Source organism: Delftia sp. UME58, assembly GCF_014170385.1.
GTDB lineage: Bacteria > Pseudomonadota > Gammaproteobacteria > Burkholderiales > Burkholderiaceae_C > Comamonas > Comamonas acidovorans.
In genome coordinates this window covers 42,361-55,969 of sequence record NZ_LZZV01000115.1, presented here as the reverse complement: position 1 = coordinate 55,969, position 13,609 = coordinate 42,361, and the positions used below count along the sequence as shown (strand labels likewise).

Below are 13,609 nucleotides of genomic sequence, written 5' to 3'. Positions count from 1 at the left end.
CATGAAAAAGATCCTGATGCTGCACGGCATCAACCACAACATGTTCGGCCAGCGCGATCCGGCGCAGTACGGCACGGTCACGCTGGCCGAGATCGACGCCTCGCTGCGCAGCCTGGGCAGCCAGCTGGGCTGCGAGGTGGACAGCTTCCAGACCAATTGCGAAGGCGCCATGTGCGAGCGCATACACCAGGGCTTCAGGGACGGCGTCGATGGCGTGCTCATCAACGCCGGCGCCTGGACGCACTACAGCTACGGCATCCGCGACGCGCTGGCCATGCTCACCGTGCCCGTGGTGGAGATCCACATGAGCAACATCCATGCGCGCGAGCCCTTCCGCCACCACTCGGTGTTTGCCGACATCGCCCGGGGCCAGATCTGCGGTTTCGGCGCGGACAGCTATCTGCTGGGCCTGCGGGCTGTGCTGTCCTCCATCGCATAGGCGCAACCGGCCATGCATCTGCCTTTGAACTCCCTCGCTCGACGCGCTGCATGCCGTGACCAGGCTTCATTGAGATGAACTTCGCCGATCCCGGCCCGCGCCGCTCCGTTTCCTTCCTCCTGCTGCTGCCGCTGCTGCTGGCCGCGCAGCCGGTCGCCACCGATGGCTATCTGCCGGCGTTGCCCGAGATCGCGCGCGACCTGGGCTCGGCCAGCAGCAGCCTGACCGTGTTCATGCTGGCCTTCGGTGTCGCCCAACTGGTGTGCGGGCCGCTGGCCGACCGCTTCGGGCGCCGGCCTGTTCTGCTGACGGGTTTGGCCTGCTACACGGCAGCGGCGGCCGGCTGTGCGCTGGCGGGCAGCGCGGACGCACTGGTGGCCTGGCGCGCCGTGCAGGGCGCGGCCATGGCGGCCATCCTGGTGTGCGCACGGGCTGCGGTGCGCGACCTGTATCCGGCCCATGAAGGGCCGCGCATCATGGCCCGCGGCCTCACAGGCCTGGGGCTGGTGGCCCTGGTGGCGCCGATTGCCGGTGCATGGGGAGTCCAGGCCACCGGCTGGCGCTGGGTGCTGGTGGCGATGGGCGTCTACTCGCTGGCTTTGCTGGCACTGTGCTGGCGCACTTTCAGCGAGACGCGGCAAGCGCCGGCGGAGTCTGCCCCGGTCATCGCATCCGTACCCGTATCCGTATCCGCTGGCGGTGTGCGCCAGGTGATCGCCGACCCCGGCTTTTGCGCCTGGACGGCGCTGGCCGCAGCCACCTACGGCGGCATCTTCTGCTTTTTGCTGCTGTCGCCGATGGTGTACGTCGACCTGTTCGGCCTGTCGCCCGTGCTCTACGGCTGGATTCCAGCGGGCGGCTCGCTGGTCTACATCCTGGGCATCACATGGTGCCGGCGCCTGCTGTCGCGCCACGGGCCGGTGCGCACGGTGCAGCTGGGCGCTTCGCTCAGTCTGCTGGGGCCGTGCATCCAGATCGCCGGCTGCGTGCTGGCGCCGGCCTCGCCCTTTCCACTGCTGCTGGGGCACGCGGTGTATGCACTGGGCCATGGCCTGCACCAGCCTTGCGGCCAGGCGGGCGCGGTGGGTGGCCTGCCGCCGCAGCTGGCCGGGCGGGCCGTGTCGTGTTCGGGCTTCGCGATCATGTGCGTGGCCTTCTGCGCCGGCCAGCTGGCGGCGCAATTTGTCGATCCGACGATGCGCCACGGTGCCTGGCCGATGGTGCTGCCCATGGCGCTGGCGGGCGTTGTGCTGGTCCTTATCGCCTTTGCCTGGCTGCCGCGGCTGTACCGGCTGCGGTCAGCGCAAAGGGTTCAGCCCCGGTCATGACACTGTTCACGCATCCGTGCGGTGTTCCCCCCGATGCTTCATGAACCGGTGGTGGGACATGCCGGGCGCATCGACATGTACATGGGCTCCGTCCCCACGCTGCTGTCGCATATCCAGTCGGGCAAGGTCCGCGCCATCGGCGTGACCACCGCGAGCCGCTCCAAGCTGCTGCCCGACGTGCCGACCTGCACCGAATCGGCATCAAGGGCGTGGAGCTGGCCAGCGTGTGGGGCGTGATGGCCCCGGCCGGCACCTCCGACGCCATCGTCAAGCAGCTCAACGAAGCCATCAACAAGGTGGTGAACGCACCCGACGTGCGCCTCAGGCCTCGGCCAGCGCCTTCAGATGGCTTTCCAGGCCGCCCGTGCCGCTGGCCGCGTTCACATGGTCGAAGTAGCCGTACCAGCCGCTGGCCTTGATGCCCGCCAGCAGGGCATCGCGCGCGGCGGTATCGGGAAAGCGCCAGATGCCCAGGAAGCGGTGGGGGCTGGCCCGGTCCAGGGTGGCATCGGTCTCGGCCAGGGCCAGCACCTGCACGCCCATGGCAGCCAGGCCGCCCATGGCGCTGGCAACCGCGTCCAGAAACTGCTGGCGCTGCGCGGCGGGCAGGGCCAGCCAGGCGGGGTTGGGGGAATAGAGCTCGACCAGATAGTGAGACATGGTGTTTCCTGGGGTTGAGACGCTGTGCGCCAGTTTTGATGCTGGCATATTGTATGGCAGCTAATTATATGTTGGTGCCATGGCACGCAGCCTGTGCCGTCGATGGCTTTGCTCTGGCGCTGCCTTCCATCAGGGGTTTGCGCATATCCATATGCGGCAGGCTTGTTTGCGATAGGCGGGCTGGCCTTTAGGCTGGCGCGCTTTGACCACGCCATGTCCAGCTCCGTCACAACTGTCCATTCCGATTCCCGCCCCGGCGCCTTTGCCATTTCATCCCAACCCGCCACGGCCTTGCACCGCGCCACGCCGGCTACGCTGGCGGCCTTGCTGGAGCAACTGCCCCCGGCCCAGGCCCGATGGGCGCGCGCCGCAGGCTTCGATGCGCAGCCGGGCCGCATCCTGCTGTTGCCCGGCATGCAGGGCGAAGGCCAGGGCGAGTGCACTGCCCTCGCTGGCGTGCTGGTCGGCGTGGACCCGGACCAGCCGCTGTGGCAGCTGGCCGGCCTGCCGGCTGCGCTGCCGGCAGGCACCTACACGCTCGCCGATGCGGATGAGGCTCAGAGGCCGCATCTGCTGCTGGGCTGGGCACTGGGCGCGTTGCCATCGACCCGCCAGGCGCGGCAGTCGGATGCGGCAACCGCTTCATCACTCGCTCAGCTGGTGGCAAGCCCTGATGAGCAGGCAGCCGTCGCGCCAATGGCCGCCGCCATTGGCGAGGTGCGGCGGCTGGTCAACCTGCCTGCCAACCAGCTGGGTCCCGAACAGCTGGCCCAGGCCGTGGCCGACCTGGCCGCGCGCCATGGCGCGCGCTACCGGCAATGGGTGGGCGACGAGCTGCCCGCCGCAGGCTTTGCCCTGGTGCACGCCGTGGGTCGGGCGGCGTCCCAGGCGGCCCAGGCGCCGCGCGTGGCCGAGCTGACCTGGGGCGATGCCGCGCTGCCCCATGTGGTGCTCATCGGCAAGGGCGTGTGCTTTGACTCCGGCGGGCTGGACCTCAAGCCCGCCGCAGGCATGCGCTGGATGAAGAAGGACATGGGCGGCGCCGCACACGCCCTGGCCCTGGCCGATCTGCTGATGCAGGCGGGCCTGCCCATCCACCTGAAGCTGCTGGTGCCTGCGGTGGAGAACGCCGTGGGTGCCGGTGCGCTGCGGCCCGGCGACATCATCGAGGCCGGTGACGGCCTGCGCGTGGAGATCGAGAACACCGATGCCGAGGGCCGGCTCCTGCTGGCCGATGCGCTGCACCACGCCATTCGCAGCGCGCCCACGCCGCCCGCGCTGCTGATCGACCTGGCCACGCTCACGGGCGCTGCGCGCACGGCGCTGGGGCCGGACCTGCCCGCGCTGTTCAGCAACCATGACGGCTGGGCCGATGCGCTGCTGGCCCAGGGCCGCGCGCAGGCCGACCCGCTGTGGCGCCTGCCCCTGTGGGCGCCGTACCGCCGCATGCTCCGCTCCGACCAGGCCGACCTGCTCAACGCCGCCAGCACACCGCAGGGCGGTGCCATCACGGCTGCGCTGTTCCTGGAGAGCTTTGTGCCGCCCGAGCTGCCCTGGCTGCACCTGGACCTGTTCGCCTGGAATCTTGAGGAGCGCCCCGGCCGGCCCAGGGGCGGAGAGGCCCAGGGCCTGCGCGCGCTGTACGCCCTGCTGTCGCAGCGCTTTGCATCTGCGCGCAGCGCATTTGCATAGGCGCAATCGGGCTTTGCGGCGGGCCGGTGGCTCCACACAATCGGCCGTCTGGTGCAGCCGGCGCGGCACCCGCCGCCGCCTTCCTGCGATCTTGTTCCGGCTGCCAGGACACTTCATGACCCAAAGACGCTTCCTGCCTCGCCTTTCCCTGCTGCGCACCCACTTGCGCACCCTGCGAACTTCCGCACTGCTTCCCGCCCTGGCCGCAGCCCTGCTGTGCGCACCGCCCGCCCAGGCCGAAACCCTGCGCTGGGCACGCTCCACCGACGCATCCACGCTGGACCCGCACGCGCTGAACAACGGCCCCAACCACAACCTGCTGCACCAGATCTACGAGCCGCTGATCATCCGCACGGCCGATGGCAAGCTGCTGCCCACCCTGGCCACGTCCTGGGCGCTGACTGCCGACCCCTCGGTCTGGGAGTTCAAGCTGCGCAAGGGCGTGAAGTTCCATGACGGCAGCCTGTTCACGGCCGACGACGTGCTGTTCTCGCTGCGCCGCGCGCGCTCGGCCACCTCGGACATGCGCTCGCTGCTGACCTCGATCACCGACGTGACCAAGGTCGATGCCTTCACCGTGCACATCAGGACCAACGGGCCCAACCCGCTGCTGCCGGCCAGCCTCATCAACATCCAGATCCTGAGCGCCGCCTGGGCCAAGGCCCATGGTGCCGAGCAGCCGCAGAACGCGCTGGCCAAGGAAGAGAACTACGCCACGCGCAACGCCAACGGCACGGGGCCCTATGTCATCGCCTCGCGCGAGCAGGACACGCGCACCGTGCTGCGGCAGTTCCCCGGCTACTGGGGCAAGGGCCTGTTCCCGCTGGAGATCGACGAGCTGGTCTACCTGCCCATCAAGTCCCAGGCCACGCGCGTGGCGGCGCTGCTGTCGGGCGAGGTGGACTTCGTGCAGGACCTGCCCATCCAGGACATCGCGCGCCTGAGCGCCGACCCGCGCTTTCGCATCAACCAGGCCGCCGAGAACCGCACCATCTTCCTGGGCCTGAACGTGGGCGCCGCCCCGCTGTCGCATTCCGATGTGAAGGACAAGAACCCGCTGGCCGACCTGCGCGTGCGCCAGGCCTTCCAGCTGGCCATAGACCGCCAGGCCATACAGCGCGCCGTGATGCGCGGCCTGTCCGTGCCCACCAACATCATTGCGCCGCCCTTTGTGCATGGCTACGAGAAATCCTTTGGCGCCGTGGGCAAGGCCGACTTGGCCCAGGCCAGGAAACTGCTGGCCGAGGCCGGCTACCCCAACGGCTTCGGCATCACCCTGCATTGCACGAACGACCGTTATCTGAACGACGAGGCCATCTGCCAGGCCATCGCCGGCTTTCTGGGCCGCATCGGCGTGAAGACCGCCGTGTCGTCCCGGCCGCTGGCCATCCAGACGGCGGCCATCAACAACCAGGAAACGGATTTCTACCTCTACGGCTGGGGCGTGCCCACCTATGACTCGGCCTATGTCTTCGACTACCTGGTGCACACGCGCGGCAAGAACGGCCGGGGCAACACCAATGCCACGCGCTACAGCAATGCCGAGCTGGACAGCAAGATCGTCTCCCTGGCCTCCGAGGGCGATGCGCGCAAGCGCGACGCCACCATCCACTCCATCTGGAGCACGGTGCAAAAAGAGCTGATCTACCTGCCGCTGCACGACCAGATCCAGACCTATGCCATGGTGCGCAAGTTCGACATCCCGGTGAATCCTTCGAACACGCCGTACTTCAAGCTGTTCAAGCAGCCCGGTGCGCGCCAGGCTGCGGTGGTCGGCGCGCAATAGGCTCAGTGTGTCGCAGCCGGCTGCGGCCGGTTGACCTCCACCGTGACGTGGACCAGTTCCTCGTGCACGCCCAGCAACTGGCGCACGGCATCGGGGTCCACGCCTGCGGGCGCGTCCAGCGCCACGATGCAGGCGTAGCGCGCCTTGCCCACGCGCCAGACATGCAGGTCGGAGATCTGCGCGGCAAACGGCGCCTGGGCGATGGCCTCACGCACCTCGCGGACCACGGGGGCGTGCATCTCGGCGTCCAGCAGCACGCGGCTGCTGTCGCGCAGCAGGCCCAGGGCCCATGCCGCCACCAGCACGGCGCCGGCCAGGCCCATGGCCGGGTCCAGCCATCCCAGGCCCCAGGCCATGCCGCCGAACAGGGCGGCGATGGCCATCACCGAGGTGGCGGCATCGGCCAGCACATGCAGGTAGGCCGAGCGCAGGTTGAGATCGCCGTGGTCGCCATGGTCGCCGTGGTCGCCGTGATGGCGGTCGCCCGCGTGGCCGCCGTGCGCATGCCTGCCGTGCCCGTGCCCGTGGTGATGGCCGTGGTCGTGACCGTGACCGTGACCATGGTGATGCCCGTGCCCGCCCTTCAGCAGCCAGGCGCAGGCCAGGTTGACCAGCAGGCCCAGCGCGGCCACGCCCAGGGCCTGCTGGTAGTGGATGGGCGAGGGCGAGAACAGGCGCTGCACCGACTGCCAGGCCATGCCGCCCGCCACCAGCAGCAGCAAGATGGCGCTGGTGTAGCCGGCCAGCACCTCGATCTTCCAGGTGCCGAAGGCAAAGCGCGTATCTCCCGCCAATCTGCGCGCGGCCGCATAGGCGCCAGCTGAGAGCCCCAGCGCCAGCGCGTGCGATCCCATGTGCCAGCCATCGGCCAGCAGCGCCATGGAGTTGAATCCGTACCCGCCTGCGATCTCCCCGACCATCATGGCCGCCGTCAGCCCCGCAGCCAGCATGGCACGACGCTCGCCCAGCGGGTTGCCTTCGTCGAAACGGTGTGAATGCTGCCTGGGGCTGGCGCCGCGAGCGGTAGAGAGGGAAGGAATGCTGCTCATGAAGATACTGTACCCCAGTATATTCAGGCGCCTAGAATGGCCCTCATGGCACATACGATTCAGAACAAGAAGCGCTTGCTCACGCGCATCCGCCGTATCCAGGGCCAGGCGCAGGCGCTGGAGCGCGCGCTCGAGGCCGAGCACGACTGCGCGGCCATCCTCCAGCAACTGGCGGCCGTGCGCGGCGCCGTCAACGGCATGATCTTCGAGGTGCTCGAAGGCCATGTGCGCACCCATCTGGTCGATGGCACGGCCGGCGGCCAGGCCCGTGATGACGACGTGGACCTGGTGCTGTCGGTGATGCGCTCGTACATGAAGTGATTGATGAAGTGATTGCCGGCCCTGCGGATTGGCGCTCTCGGCGCGGTTTCCTGCTCTCATTTTTTGCAAACAGTGACCCCTGAAAACCGCCCATCTCGGACACGGCGGCCCATTCGCAGCGGACAATCGTCAGGCCAGGAATATGACGGGATTTCGACAGTTCCCGCCGCCTGCTGGCCAGCCAAGGACTACCGCGCATGACAGAAGACCCCCGCCGAGATTCCCCCGCAGATGCCGCAGCCTCCGCCGCCCAGGCGCCGCAGACGGCCACGCAGCTGCGCATCGGCACCGTCGCCAAGCTCAATCTCGCCGACTTCCAGAACGCCGTGCCCGCGCTGCTGGAGCTGGCCATCGTCAACGAGGGCGAGCTGCCGCTGCAGGCGCTGAGCCTGCACCTGGCCTCGGAGCCTGCCTTCATCAAGCCGCGCACCTGGCGCCTGGAGTCGGTGGCCGCGCACAGCACCTATGCGCTGACCGACCTGGATGTGGCGCTGGACGGCGCCTTGCTCTCGCGCCTGACCGAGGCCGAGCCCGCCGTGCTGCGGCTGGAGCTGCGCAGCGGCCAGCCGGCAGAGACGGTGCTGGCCCGGCACGAACACCCGCTGGAACTGCTGGCACGCAACCAGTGGGGCGGCCTGGGGCATTTGCCCGAGATGGTGGCGGCCTTCGTGCAACCCAACGACCCGGCCGTGGACCGCATCCTCAAGGGCGCTGCGCAGGCGCTGGAGGCGGCGGGCAAGTCCGGCGCCATCAACGGCTATGAACAGGGGCCGCAGCGGGCCTGGGAACTGGCCTCGGCCATCTGGACTTCCGTGCTCCAGAAGAAGCTCAACTACGCGCTGCCGCCGGCCAGCTTCGAGCATGCGGGCCAGAAGATACGCGGCGCGTCCCAGGTACTGGATGCGGGCCTGGCCACCTGCCTGGACCTGACGCTGCTGTTCGCCTCCTGCCTGGAGCAGGCGCACCTGAACCCGCTGCTGGTCTTCACGCGCGGCCATGCCTTCGTGGGCCTGTGGCTGGGCAGGCAGGAATTCTCGACCGCCGTGGTCGATGACATCACGGCCGTGCGCAAGCGGCTCAAGCTGCAGGAGCTGGTGCTCTTCGAGACCACGCTGGCCGCGCAAGGCCAGGCCGTGGCCTTCAGCCAGGCCATTGCCCAGGGCGCGCGCCAGCTCGCCGAAGAGCATGAGGACCAGTTCGAGCTGCTGGTGGACGTGCGGCGCGCGCGCATGCAGCGCATCCGCCCGCTGGCGCTGGCCCAGCCCCAGGACGCCGCGCCCGAGGCCGGCGAAGGCCAGGCCGAGCCACGGCTCACCGTGGAGCCGCCGCCCGAGCTCCTGGCGCAGGCGCAGACACGCGAAGTGCCCACCTCCCAGCTCGATCCCAAGGACAGGCTGGCGCGCTGGCAGCGCCGGCTGCTGGACCTGTCGCTGCGCAATGCACTGCTCAACTTCAAGCCCGGCAAGAAATCGCTGCTGCTGCAGGTGGCCGCGCCCGCGCTGGAGGACACGCTGGCCCAGGGCCAGGTGCTCAAGCTGCTGCCCAGCCCCGAGCTCATGCAGGGCAAGGACCCGCGCAGCCAGCCATTGCACGAGGCGCGCAGCCTGGAAGACCTGCGCGGCGCGCACGCCGAAGAGGCGCTGCAGCGGCGCGAGGTCTTCATCGACCTGGAGCCGCTGGAGCTGGACAGCCGCTTTGTGGAGCTGTTTCGCGGCGCACGCAACGCGCTGCAGGAAGGCGGCGCCAACACCTTGTTCGTTGCCCTGGGCTTTCTGGTCTGGAGCCGGCCCGACAAGCCCGATGTGCGCGTGCGCGCGCCGCTGATCCTGCTGCCCGTCACGCTGGAGCGCAAGAGCGCGCGCTCGGGCTTCACGCTGCAGGCGCATGAGGACGAGCCGCGCTTCAATCCCACGCTGGTCGAGATGCTGCGCCAGGACTTCCAGCTGGAGCTGGGCGTGCCCGCAGGCGACCTGCCGCGCGACGAGGCCGGGCTGGACATCACCGGCATCTGGGCCCGCGTGCGCGAGGCGATCAAGGACGTGCGCGGCTGGGAGGTCAGCGAGGACGTGGTGCTGTCCATGTTCTCCTTCGCCAAGTACCTGATGTGGAAGGACCTGGCCGAGCGCGCCGACCAGCTGCGCAGCTCGCCCGTGGTCGCCCACCTGATCGACACGCCGCGCGAGCCCTATCGCTCGGAGATCGCCTTTCCCGACACGCGGCGGCTGGACCAGGAGTTCGCGCCGCAGCAGGTCTTCAGCCCGCTGCCGGCCGATTCATCGCAGCTGTCGGCCGTGATGGCCGCTGCGCGCGGCAAGGACTTCGTGCTCATCGGCCCGCCGGGCACGGGCAAGAGCCAGACCATTGCCAACCTGATCGCGCAGTGCCTGGCCGAGGACAAGCGCGTGCTCTTCGTGGCCGAGAAAATCGCCGCGCTGGACGTGGTCTACCGCCGCCTGCGCGAAGTGGGCCTGGGCGAGTTCTGCCTGGAGCTGCACTCCAACAAGAGCCGCAAGCTCGATGTGCTGGGCCAGCTGCAGAAATCCTGGGACTCGCACGGGGAGGTGGATGCCGAGGCCTGGGCCGCCAAGGCCAGCCAGCTCGGCCGCCTGCGCGAGCAGTTGTCGGCCTATGTGGAGCGCCTGCACCGGCGCCACGCCAACGGCTGGACCATCTACCGCGCCATTGGCGCCGTGGCCGGTGGCGAGGCGCTGCCGCGCCTGGGATTTCACTGGCCCACGCCCCAGGCCCATGACGAAGCGGGCCTGGCCCTTTTGCGCGAGACTGCGGGCCGCCTGCAGGCCAATGCCCAGGCCGTGGGCGCGCAGCATCTGAAAGACGGGCCGCTGGCCACGGTGCAGGCCAGCGACTGGTCCGTGCGCTGGCAGCAGCAGATGGTGGACGCCGCCCAGGCGCTGGACCAGGCAGGCCGGGGCTTTGCCGAGGCGGCGCAGCAGCTGGGCCGGCTGCTGCGCATCGAGTGGCCTGCGCTGGGGCGCCAGGCGCGCTCGGCGCTGGGCGTGATCGCGCGGGCGTTGCCTGCGGCCGCAGGCCGCAACCTGGCTTTTTGCGTACTGCCCGACAGCGCGCGCATTTGCGAATCCCTGCAATCCGGCCTGCAACTGCTGGCCCGGCACGGCGAGCTGTCTTCTCAGATGCCGGCGCCCTGGCCGGCCGAGCTGCAGGCGCGCCTGGCCCAGGCGCTGGACCTGCTGGCGCAGCGCCGGCGCCTGCAGGCCGGGCTGGGCACGCCCTGGCCCGTGGCACTGGGCGACGAGCTGGAGCGCGGCCTGCAGTGCATCGACGAGATCGCGGCGCTGCGCCAGGGCCTGTCCGTCAAGTACGGCGCGGGCGTGGGCCAGCTCAATGTCTCGCAGCTGCAGCGCGAATGGGCCAGGGCCGGCAAGTCCTTGTGGCCGCTGTCCTGGCTGGGCCGGCGCAAGGTGCGCGCGGCGCTGGAGGCCACCATCGAAGGCGCGGGCGAGCCGCGCGTGGCCGATGACCTGGCCGCCCTGGTGCGCATCCGGGGCCTGCGCGAGGAACTGGACCAGATCCAGCCCGGCGCCGCAGCCGACGGCCTGTGGGCCGGACACCGCACGCGCACCGACCATGCGCGCAGCGCCCTGAAGGCCAATGCGGCCCTGCTGGCCGCGCGTGCGCAGAAATCCTTCTCGCTCGACGGCCTGGAGGCCGTGGCCGAAGGCCATGGCGGCGAGCGCTGGGCGGCCGAAGTGCAGCGCCTGCAGGCCCTGTACCAGATCGACCGCCAGCTCGATGGCTACCTGCCGCTGGCCGATGCCAGCCACGGCCTGTGGCGCGGCCTGGAAACCGATGCCCAGGCCTTGCAGGACGCGCTGGCCTTCGAGCGCGAGCGCCTGCAACTGACGCGGCGCGGCGGCCTGATGGCATCGCACGCCGCCGTGGCCCAGGGCCGCTGTGGCGCGGCGCTGCAGCAGGCCCATGCGCAGCTGGCGGCCCGCAGCGCCATCGAGGAACAGCTGCTGGCGCTGGACGATCTGCGCTTGCGCTGCCCCGGCGTCTGGGACGGCCTGGACACGCGCCCGCAAGCCGTGGAGCATGCGCTGCGCCTGCAGGGATCGCTGCAGGCAGGGCTGACCGGGCTGGGCTGGCAGGAGGCCGAGCTGGCCCAGGCACGCCAGGCCCTGCACCAGGTGCTGGCCTTGCGCAGCGCCGAGCTGGGCGAGGGTGCCGCGGTCGGCATGGCCTGCCAGCAGTTGCTGGACAGCCTGGCCGGCCTGCACGCGGCCATAGACCCCTTCGGCGCGGCGGCAGCCCATGGCGAGCCGCAGCAGCGTGCCCTGGCCCAGCGCACGGCCGAGCGGCTGGCGGCCACGGCGGGCGGCGTGCTGGCCGGGCAGGGCGGCCTGCATGCCTGGTGCGCCTGGCGCAATGCCCAGGCCGCGGCCCGCGCGGGCGGGCTGGGTGCGCTGGCCGACGCCATCGAGTCCGGCAGCCTGGAGCCGGCCCAGGCACCCCAGGCCTTCGAGGTCAACTACGCGCGCTGGTGGCTGGCGCTGGCCGTGGACGAGGACGAGGTGCTCAAGCGCTTTGTCTCTGCCGAGCATGAGCGGCGCATTGCCGACTTCCGCGCGCTGGACGATGAATTCACCTCGGTCACGCGCCAGTGGATACGTGCGCGGCTGTGCGCGGGCCTGCCGTCGGCCGACAGCATCCAGCGCAACAGCGAGTGGGGCATCCTGCGGCGCGAGATCACCAAGAAGCGCCAGCACCTGCCGCTGCGCCAGCTGCTGGAGCAGATCCCGTCGGCCGTGCTGCGCCTGACGCCCTGCCTGCTGATGAGCCCGCTGTCCATTGCCCAGTACCTGAGCGCCGAGACCAGCAACTTCGACATCGTCATCTTCGACGAGGCCTCGCAGATCCCCGTCTGGGACGCCATCGGCGCCATGGCGCGTGCCAGGCAGGTGATCATGGTGGGCGACCCCAAGCAGCTGCCGCCCACCAGCTTCTTCGGCCGCGCCGACACCTCCGACACCTTCGACGACGACACGCAGGGCGTGGAAGGCGACATGGAAAGCATCCTGGACGAATGCCTGGGCGCCAGCCTGCCCACGCGCAACCTGTCCTGGCACTACCGCTCGCGCCATGAAAGCCTGATCGCCTTCAGCAACCACCGCTACTACGGCGGCGGGCTGGTGACCTTCCCCTCGCCCGTCACCGATGACCGCGCCGTCAGCTTCCACGCCGTGCAGGGCCGCTATGAAAAAGGTGGCGCCCGCATCAACCAGCCCGAGGCCAGGGCCCTGGTGGCCGACCTGGTGGCGCGGCTGCAGTCGCCGGGGTTTGCGCAGTCGGGCGCCACCATCGGCGTGGTCACCTTCAACTCCGAGCAGCAAAGCCTGATCGAGGACCTGCTGGACGAGGAGCGCCGCAAGGACCCGGGGCTGGAGCCGTTTTTCTCCGATGCGCTGCTGGAGCCCGTCTTCGTCAAGAACCTGGAGAGCGTGCAGGGCGACGAGCGGGACATCATGTATTTTTCCATCACCTACGGGCCTGATATCTCGGGCGCCGTGTCCATGAACTTCGGCCCGCTCAACCGCGATGGTGGAGAGCGGCGGCTGAACGTGGCGGTGACGCGCGCGCGGCAGGAGCTGCGCATCTTCTCCAGCCTGCGCGGCGAGCAGATGGACCTGTCGCGCACCCAGGCGGCGGGCGTGCGCGACCTCAAGCACTTCCTGGAATTTGCCGAGCGCGGCCCGCGCGCGCTGGCCGAGTCGCACCATGGCAGCCAGGGCGATTTCGACAGCCCCTTCGAGGCCAGCGTGGCCCAGGCGCTGGAGCGCAAGGGCTGGCGCGTGCACACGCAGATCGGCGCATCCTCGTTCCGCGTGGACCTGGGCGTGGTGCACCCGGACCATGCGGGCAGCTACCTGGCGGGCGTGGAGTGCGACGGCGCCACCTACCACCGCTCGGCCACGGCACGCGACCGCGACAAGCTGCGCGAGCAGGTGCTGCGCGGCCTGGGCTGGCAGATTCTGCGCATCTGGTCCACGGACTGGTGGGTCAACCCGGGCGGCACGCTGGAGCGCATCCACGCGGCGCTGACCGCGCTGCTGGAGCAGGACCGGCGCAAGCGTGCGGCCGAGGTTGTAGAGGTTGCCGAGGTGCCGCAGGCGGCTGCAGTCGCCGGGGCAGGGCCAGCGCCAGAGATGCCTGAGGCGTCCGAGTCCTCCGAGGCCTCCGCGTCCTCCGTGTCCTCTGAGTGGCCCGAGGCATCCGTGGAGGATGGCGAGGCGCAGAAGGCTTGAGGAAACGGGTCTTGAGAAGACGGGGCGTGAGAACGCCGGCAGCCCGCTGC

General features: G+C 69.9%; 9 protein-coding genes. 7 read left to right on the top strand and 2 right to left on the bottom strand.

The window, feature by feature from the left end; genetic code table 11:
* Position 1: 1 nt before the first annotated feature.
* From aroQ to A9976_RS30685, 3 genes are all read left to right on the top strand, one after another.
* Positions 2–439: a type II 3-dehydroquinate dehydratase gene (gene aroQ, locus A9976_RS30695; protein WP_183022107.1), complete on the top strand. Its 438-nt coding sequence runs from the start codon at positions 2–4 to the stop codon at positions 437–439.
* A gap of 74 nt (positions 440–513) precedes the next feature.
* Positions 514–1,767, top strand: coding sequence for an MFS transporter (locus A9976_RS30690; protein ID WP_183022106.1), 1,254 nt, complete (start codon positions 514–516; stop codon positions 1,765–1,767).
* Between the two features lie 33 nt (positions 1,768–1,800).
* Positions 1,801–2,004, top strand: a complete 204-nt coding sequence (locus A9976_RS30685; protein ID WP_259649371.1) for a tripartite tricarboxylate transporter substrate-binding protein — start codon at positions 1,801–1,803, stop codon at positions 2,002–2,004.
* 84 nt (positions 2,005–2,088) lie between these two features.
* Here A9976_RS30685 and A9976_RS30680 read toward each other — a convergent pair whose 3' ends face one another.
* On the bottom strand, positions 2,089–2,427 hold the full coding sequence (locus A9976_RS30680) for a DUF6616 family protein (protein WP_183022105.1): 339 nt from the start codon (positions 2,425–2,427) through the stop codon (positions 2,089–2,091).
* A 213-nt stretch (positions 2,428–2,640) separates the two neighbouring features.
* Here A9976_RS30680 and A9976_RS30675 point away from each other — a divergent pair, with 213 nt between their 5' ends.
* Together A9976_RS30675 and A9976_RS30670 are read left to right on the top strand one after the other, a co-directional pair.
* Positions 2,641–4,119 (top strand): M17 family metallopeptidase, encoded by a 1,479-nt coding sequence (locus A9976_RS30675; protein ID WP_183022104.1) that lies wholly within the window; start codon positions 2,641–2,643, stop codon positions 4,117–4,119.
* Positions 4,120–4,234: 115 nt separating this feature from the next.
* The gene (locus A9976_RS30670; protein ID WP_183022103.1) at positions 4,235–5,905 is read left to right on the top strand and encodes an ABC transporter substrate-binding protein; all 1,671 of its coding nucleotides are present in this window, start codon (positions 4,235–4,237) and stop codon (positions 5,903–5,905) included.
* 2 nt (positions 5,906–5,907) lie between these two features.
* Here the strand turns inward: A9976_RS30670 and dmeF are convergent, their stop codons facing one another.
* Positions 5,908–6,954, bottom strand: a complete 1,047-nt coding sequence (gene dmeF / locus A9976_RS30665; RefSeq protein ID WP_183022102.1) for a CDF family Co(II)/Ni(II) efflux transporter DmeF — start codon at positions 6,952–6,954, stop codon at positions 5,908–5,910.
* A gap of 45 nt (positions 6,955–6,999) precedes the next feature.
* On the opposite strand from dmeF, the gene A9976_RS30660 reads away from it, so the two are divergent.
* The gene (locus tag A9976_RS30660) at positions 7,000–7,275 is read left to right on the top strand and encodes a metal/formaldehyde-sensitive transcriptional repressor (RefSeq protein ID WP_172642953.1); all 276 of its coding nucleotides are present in this window, start codon (positions 7,000–7,002) and stop codon (positions 7,273–7,275) included.
* Positions 7,276–7,472: 197 nt separating this feature from the next.
* Positions 7,473–13,559 (top strand): DUF4011 domain-containing protein, encoded by a 6,087-nt coding sequence (locus tag A9976_RS30655; protein WP_183022101.1) that lies wholly within the window; start codon positions 7,473–7,475, stop codon positions 13,557–13,559.
* Positions 13,560–13,609 lie beyond the last annotated feature (50 nt).

Bases quoted from the DNA above. Each gene is read 5' to 3' on its own strand.
- A9976_RS30690 (WP_183022106.1), top strand. From the start codon at position 514: ATGAACTTCGCCGATCCCGGCCCGCGCCGCTCCGTTTCCTTCCTCCTG.
- A9976_RS30660 (WP_172642953.1), top strand. From the start codon at position 7,000: ATGGCACATACGATTCAGAACAAGAAGCGCTTGCTCACGCGCATCCGC.
- A9976_RS30655 (WP_183022101.1), top strand. From the start codon at position 7,473: ATGACAGAAGACCCCCGCCGAGATTCCCCCGCAGATGCCGCAGCCTCC.
- A9976_RS30685 (WP_259649371.1), top strand. From the start codon at position 1,801: ATGCTTCATGAACCGGTGGTGGGACATGCCGGGCGCATCGACATGTAC.
- A9976_RS30675 (WP_183022104.1), top strand. From the start codon at position 2,641: ATGTCCAGCTCCGTCACAACTGTCCATTCCGATTCCCGCCCCGGCGCC.
- dmeF (WP_183022102.1), bottom strand. From the start codon at position 6,954: ATGAGCAGCATTCCTTCCCTCTCTACCGCTCGCGGCGCCAGCCCCAGG.
- aroQ (WP_183022107.1), top strand. From the start codon at position 2: ATGAAAAAGATCCTGATGCTGCACGGCATCAACCACAACATGTTCGGC.
- A9976_RS30670 (WP_183022103.1), top strand. From the start codon at position 4,235: ATGACCCAAAGACGCTTCCTGCCTCGCCTTTCCCTGCTGCGCACCCAC.
- A9976_RS30680 (WP_183022105.1), bottom strand. From the start codon at position 2,427: ATGTCTCACTATCTGGTCGAGCTCTATTCCCCCAACCCCGCCTGGCTG.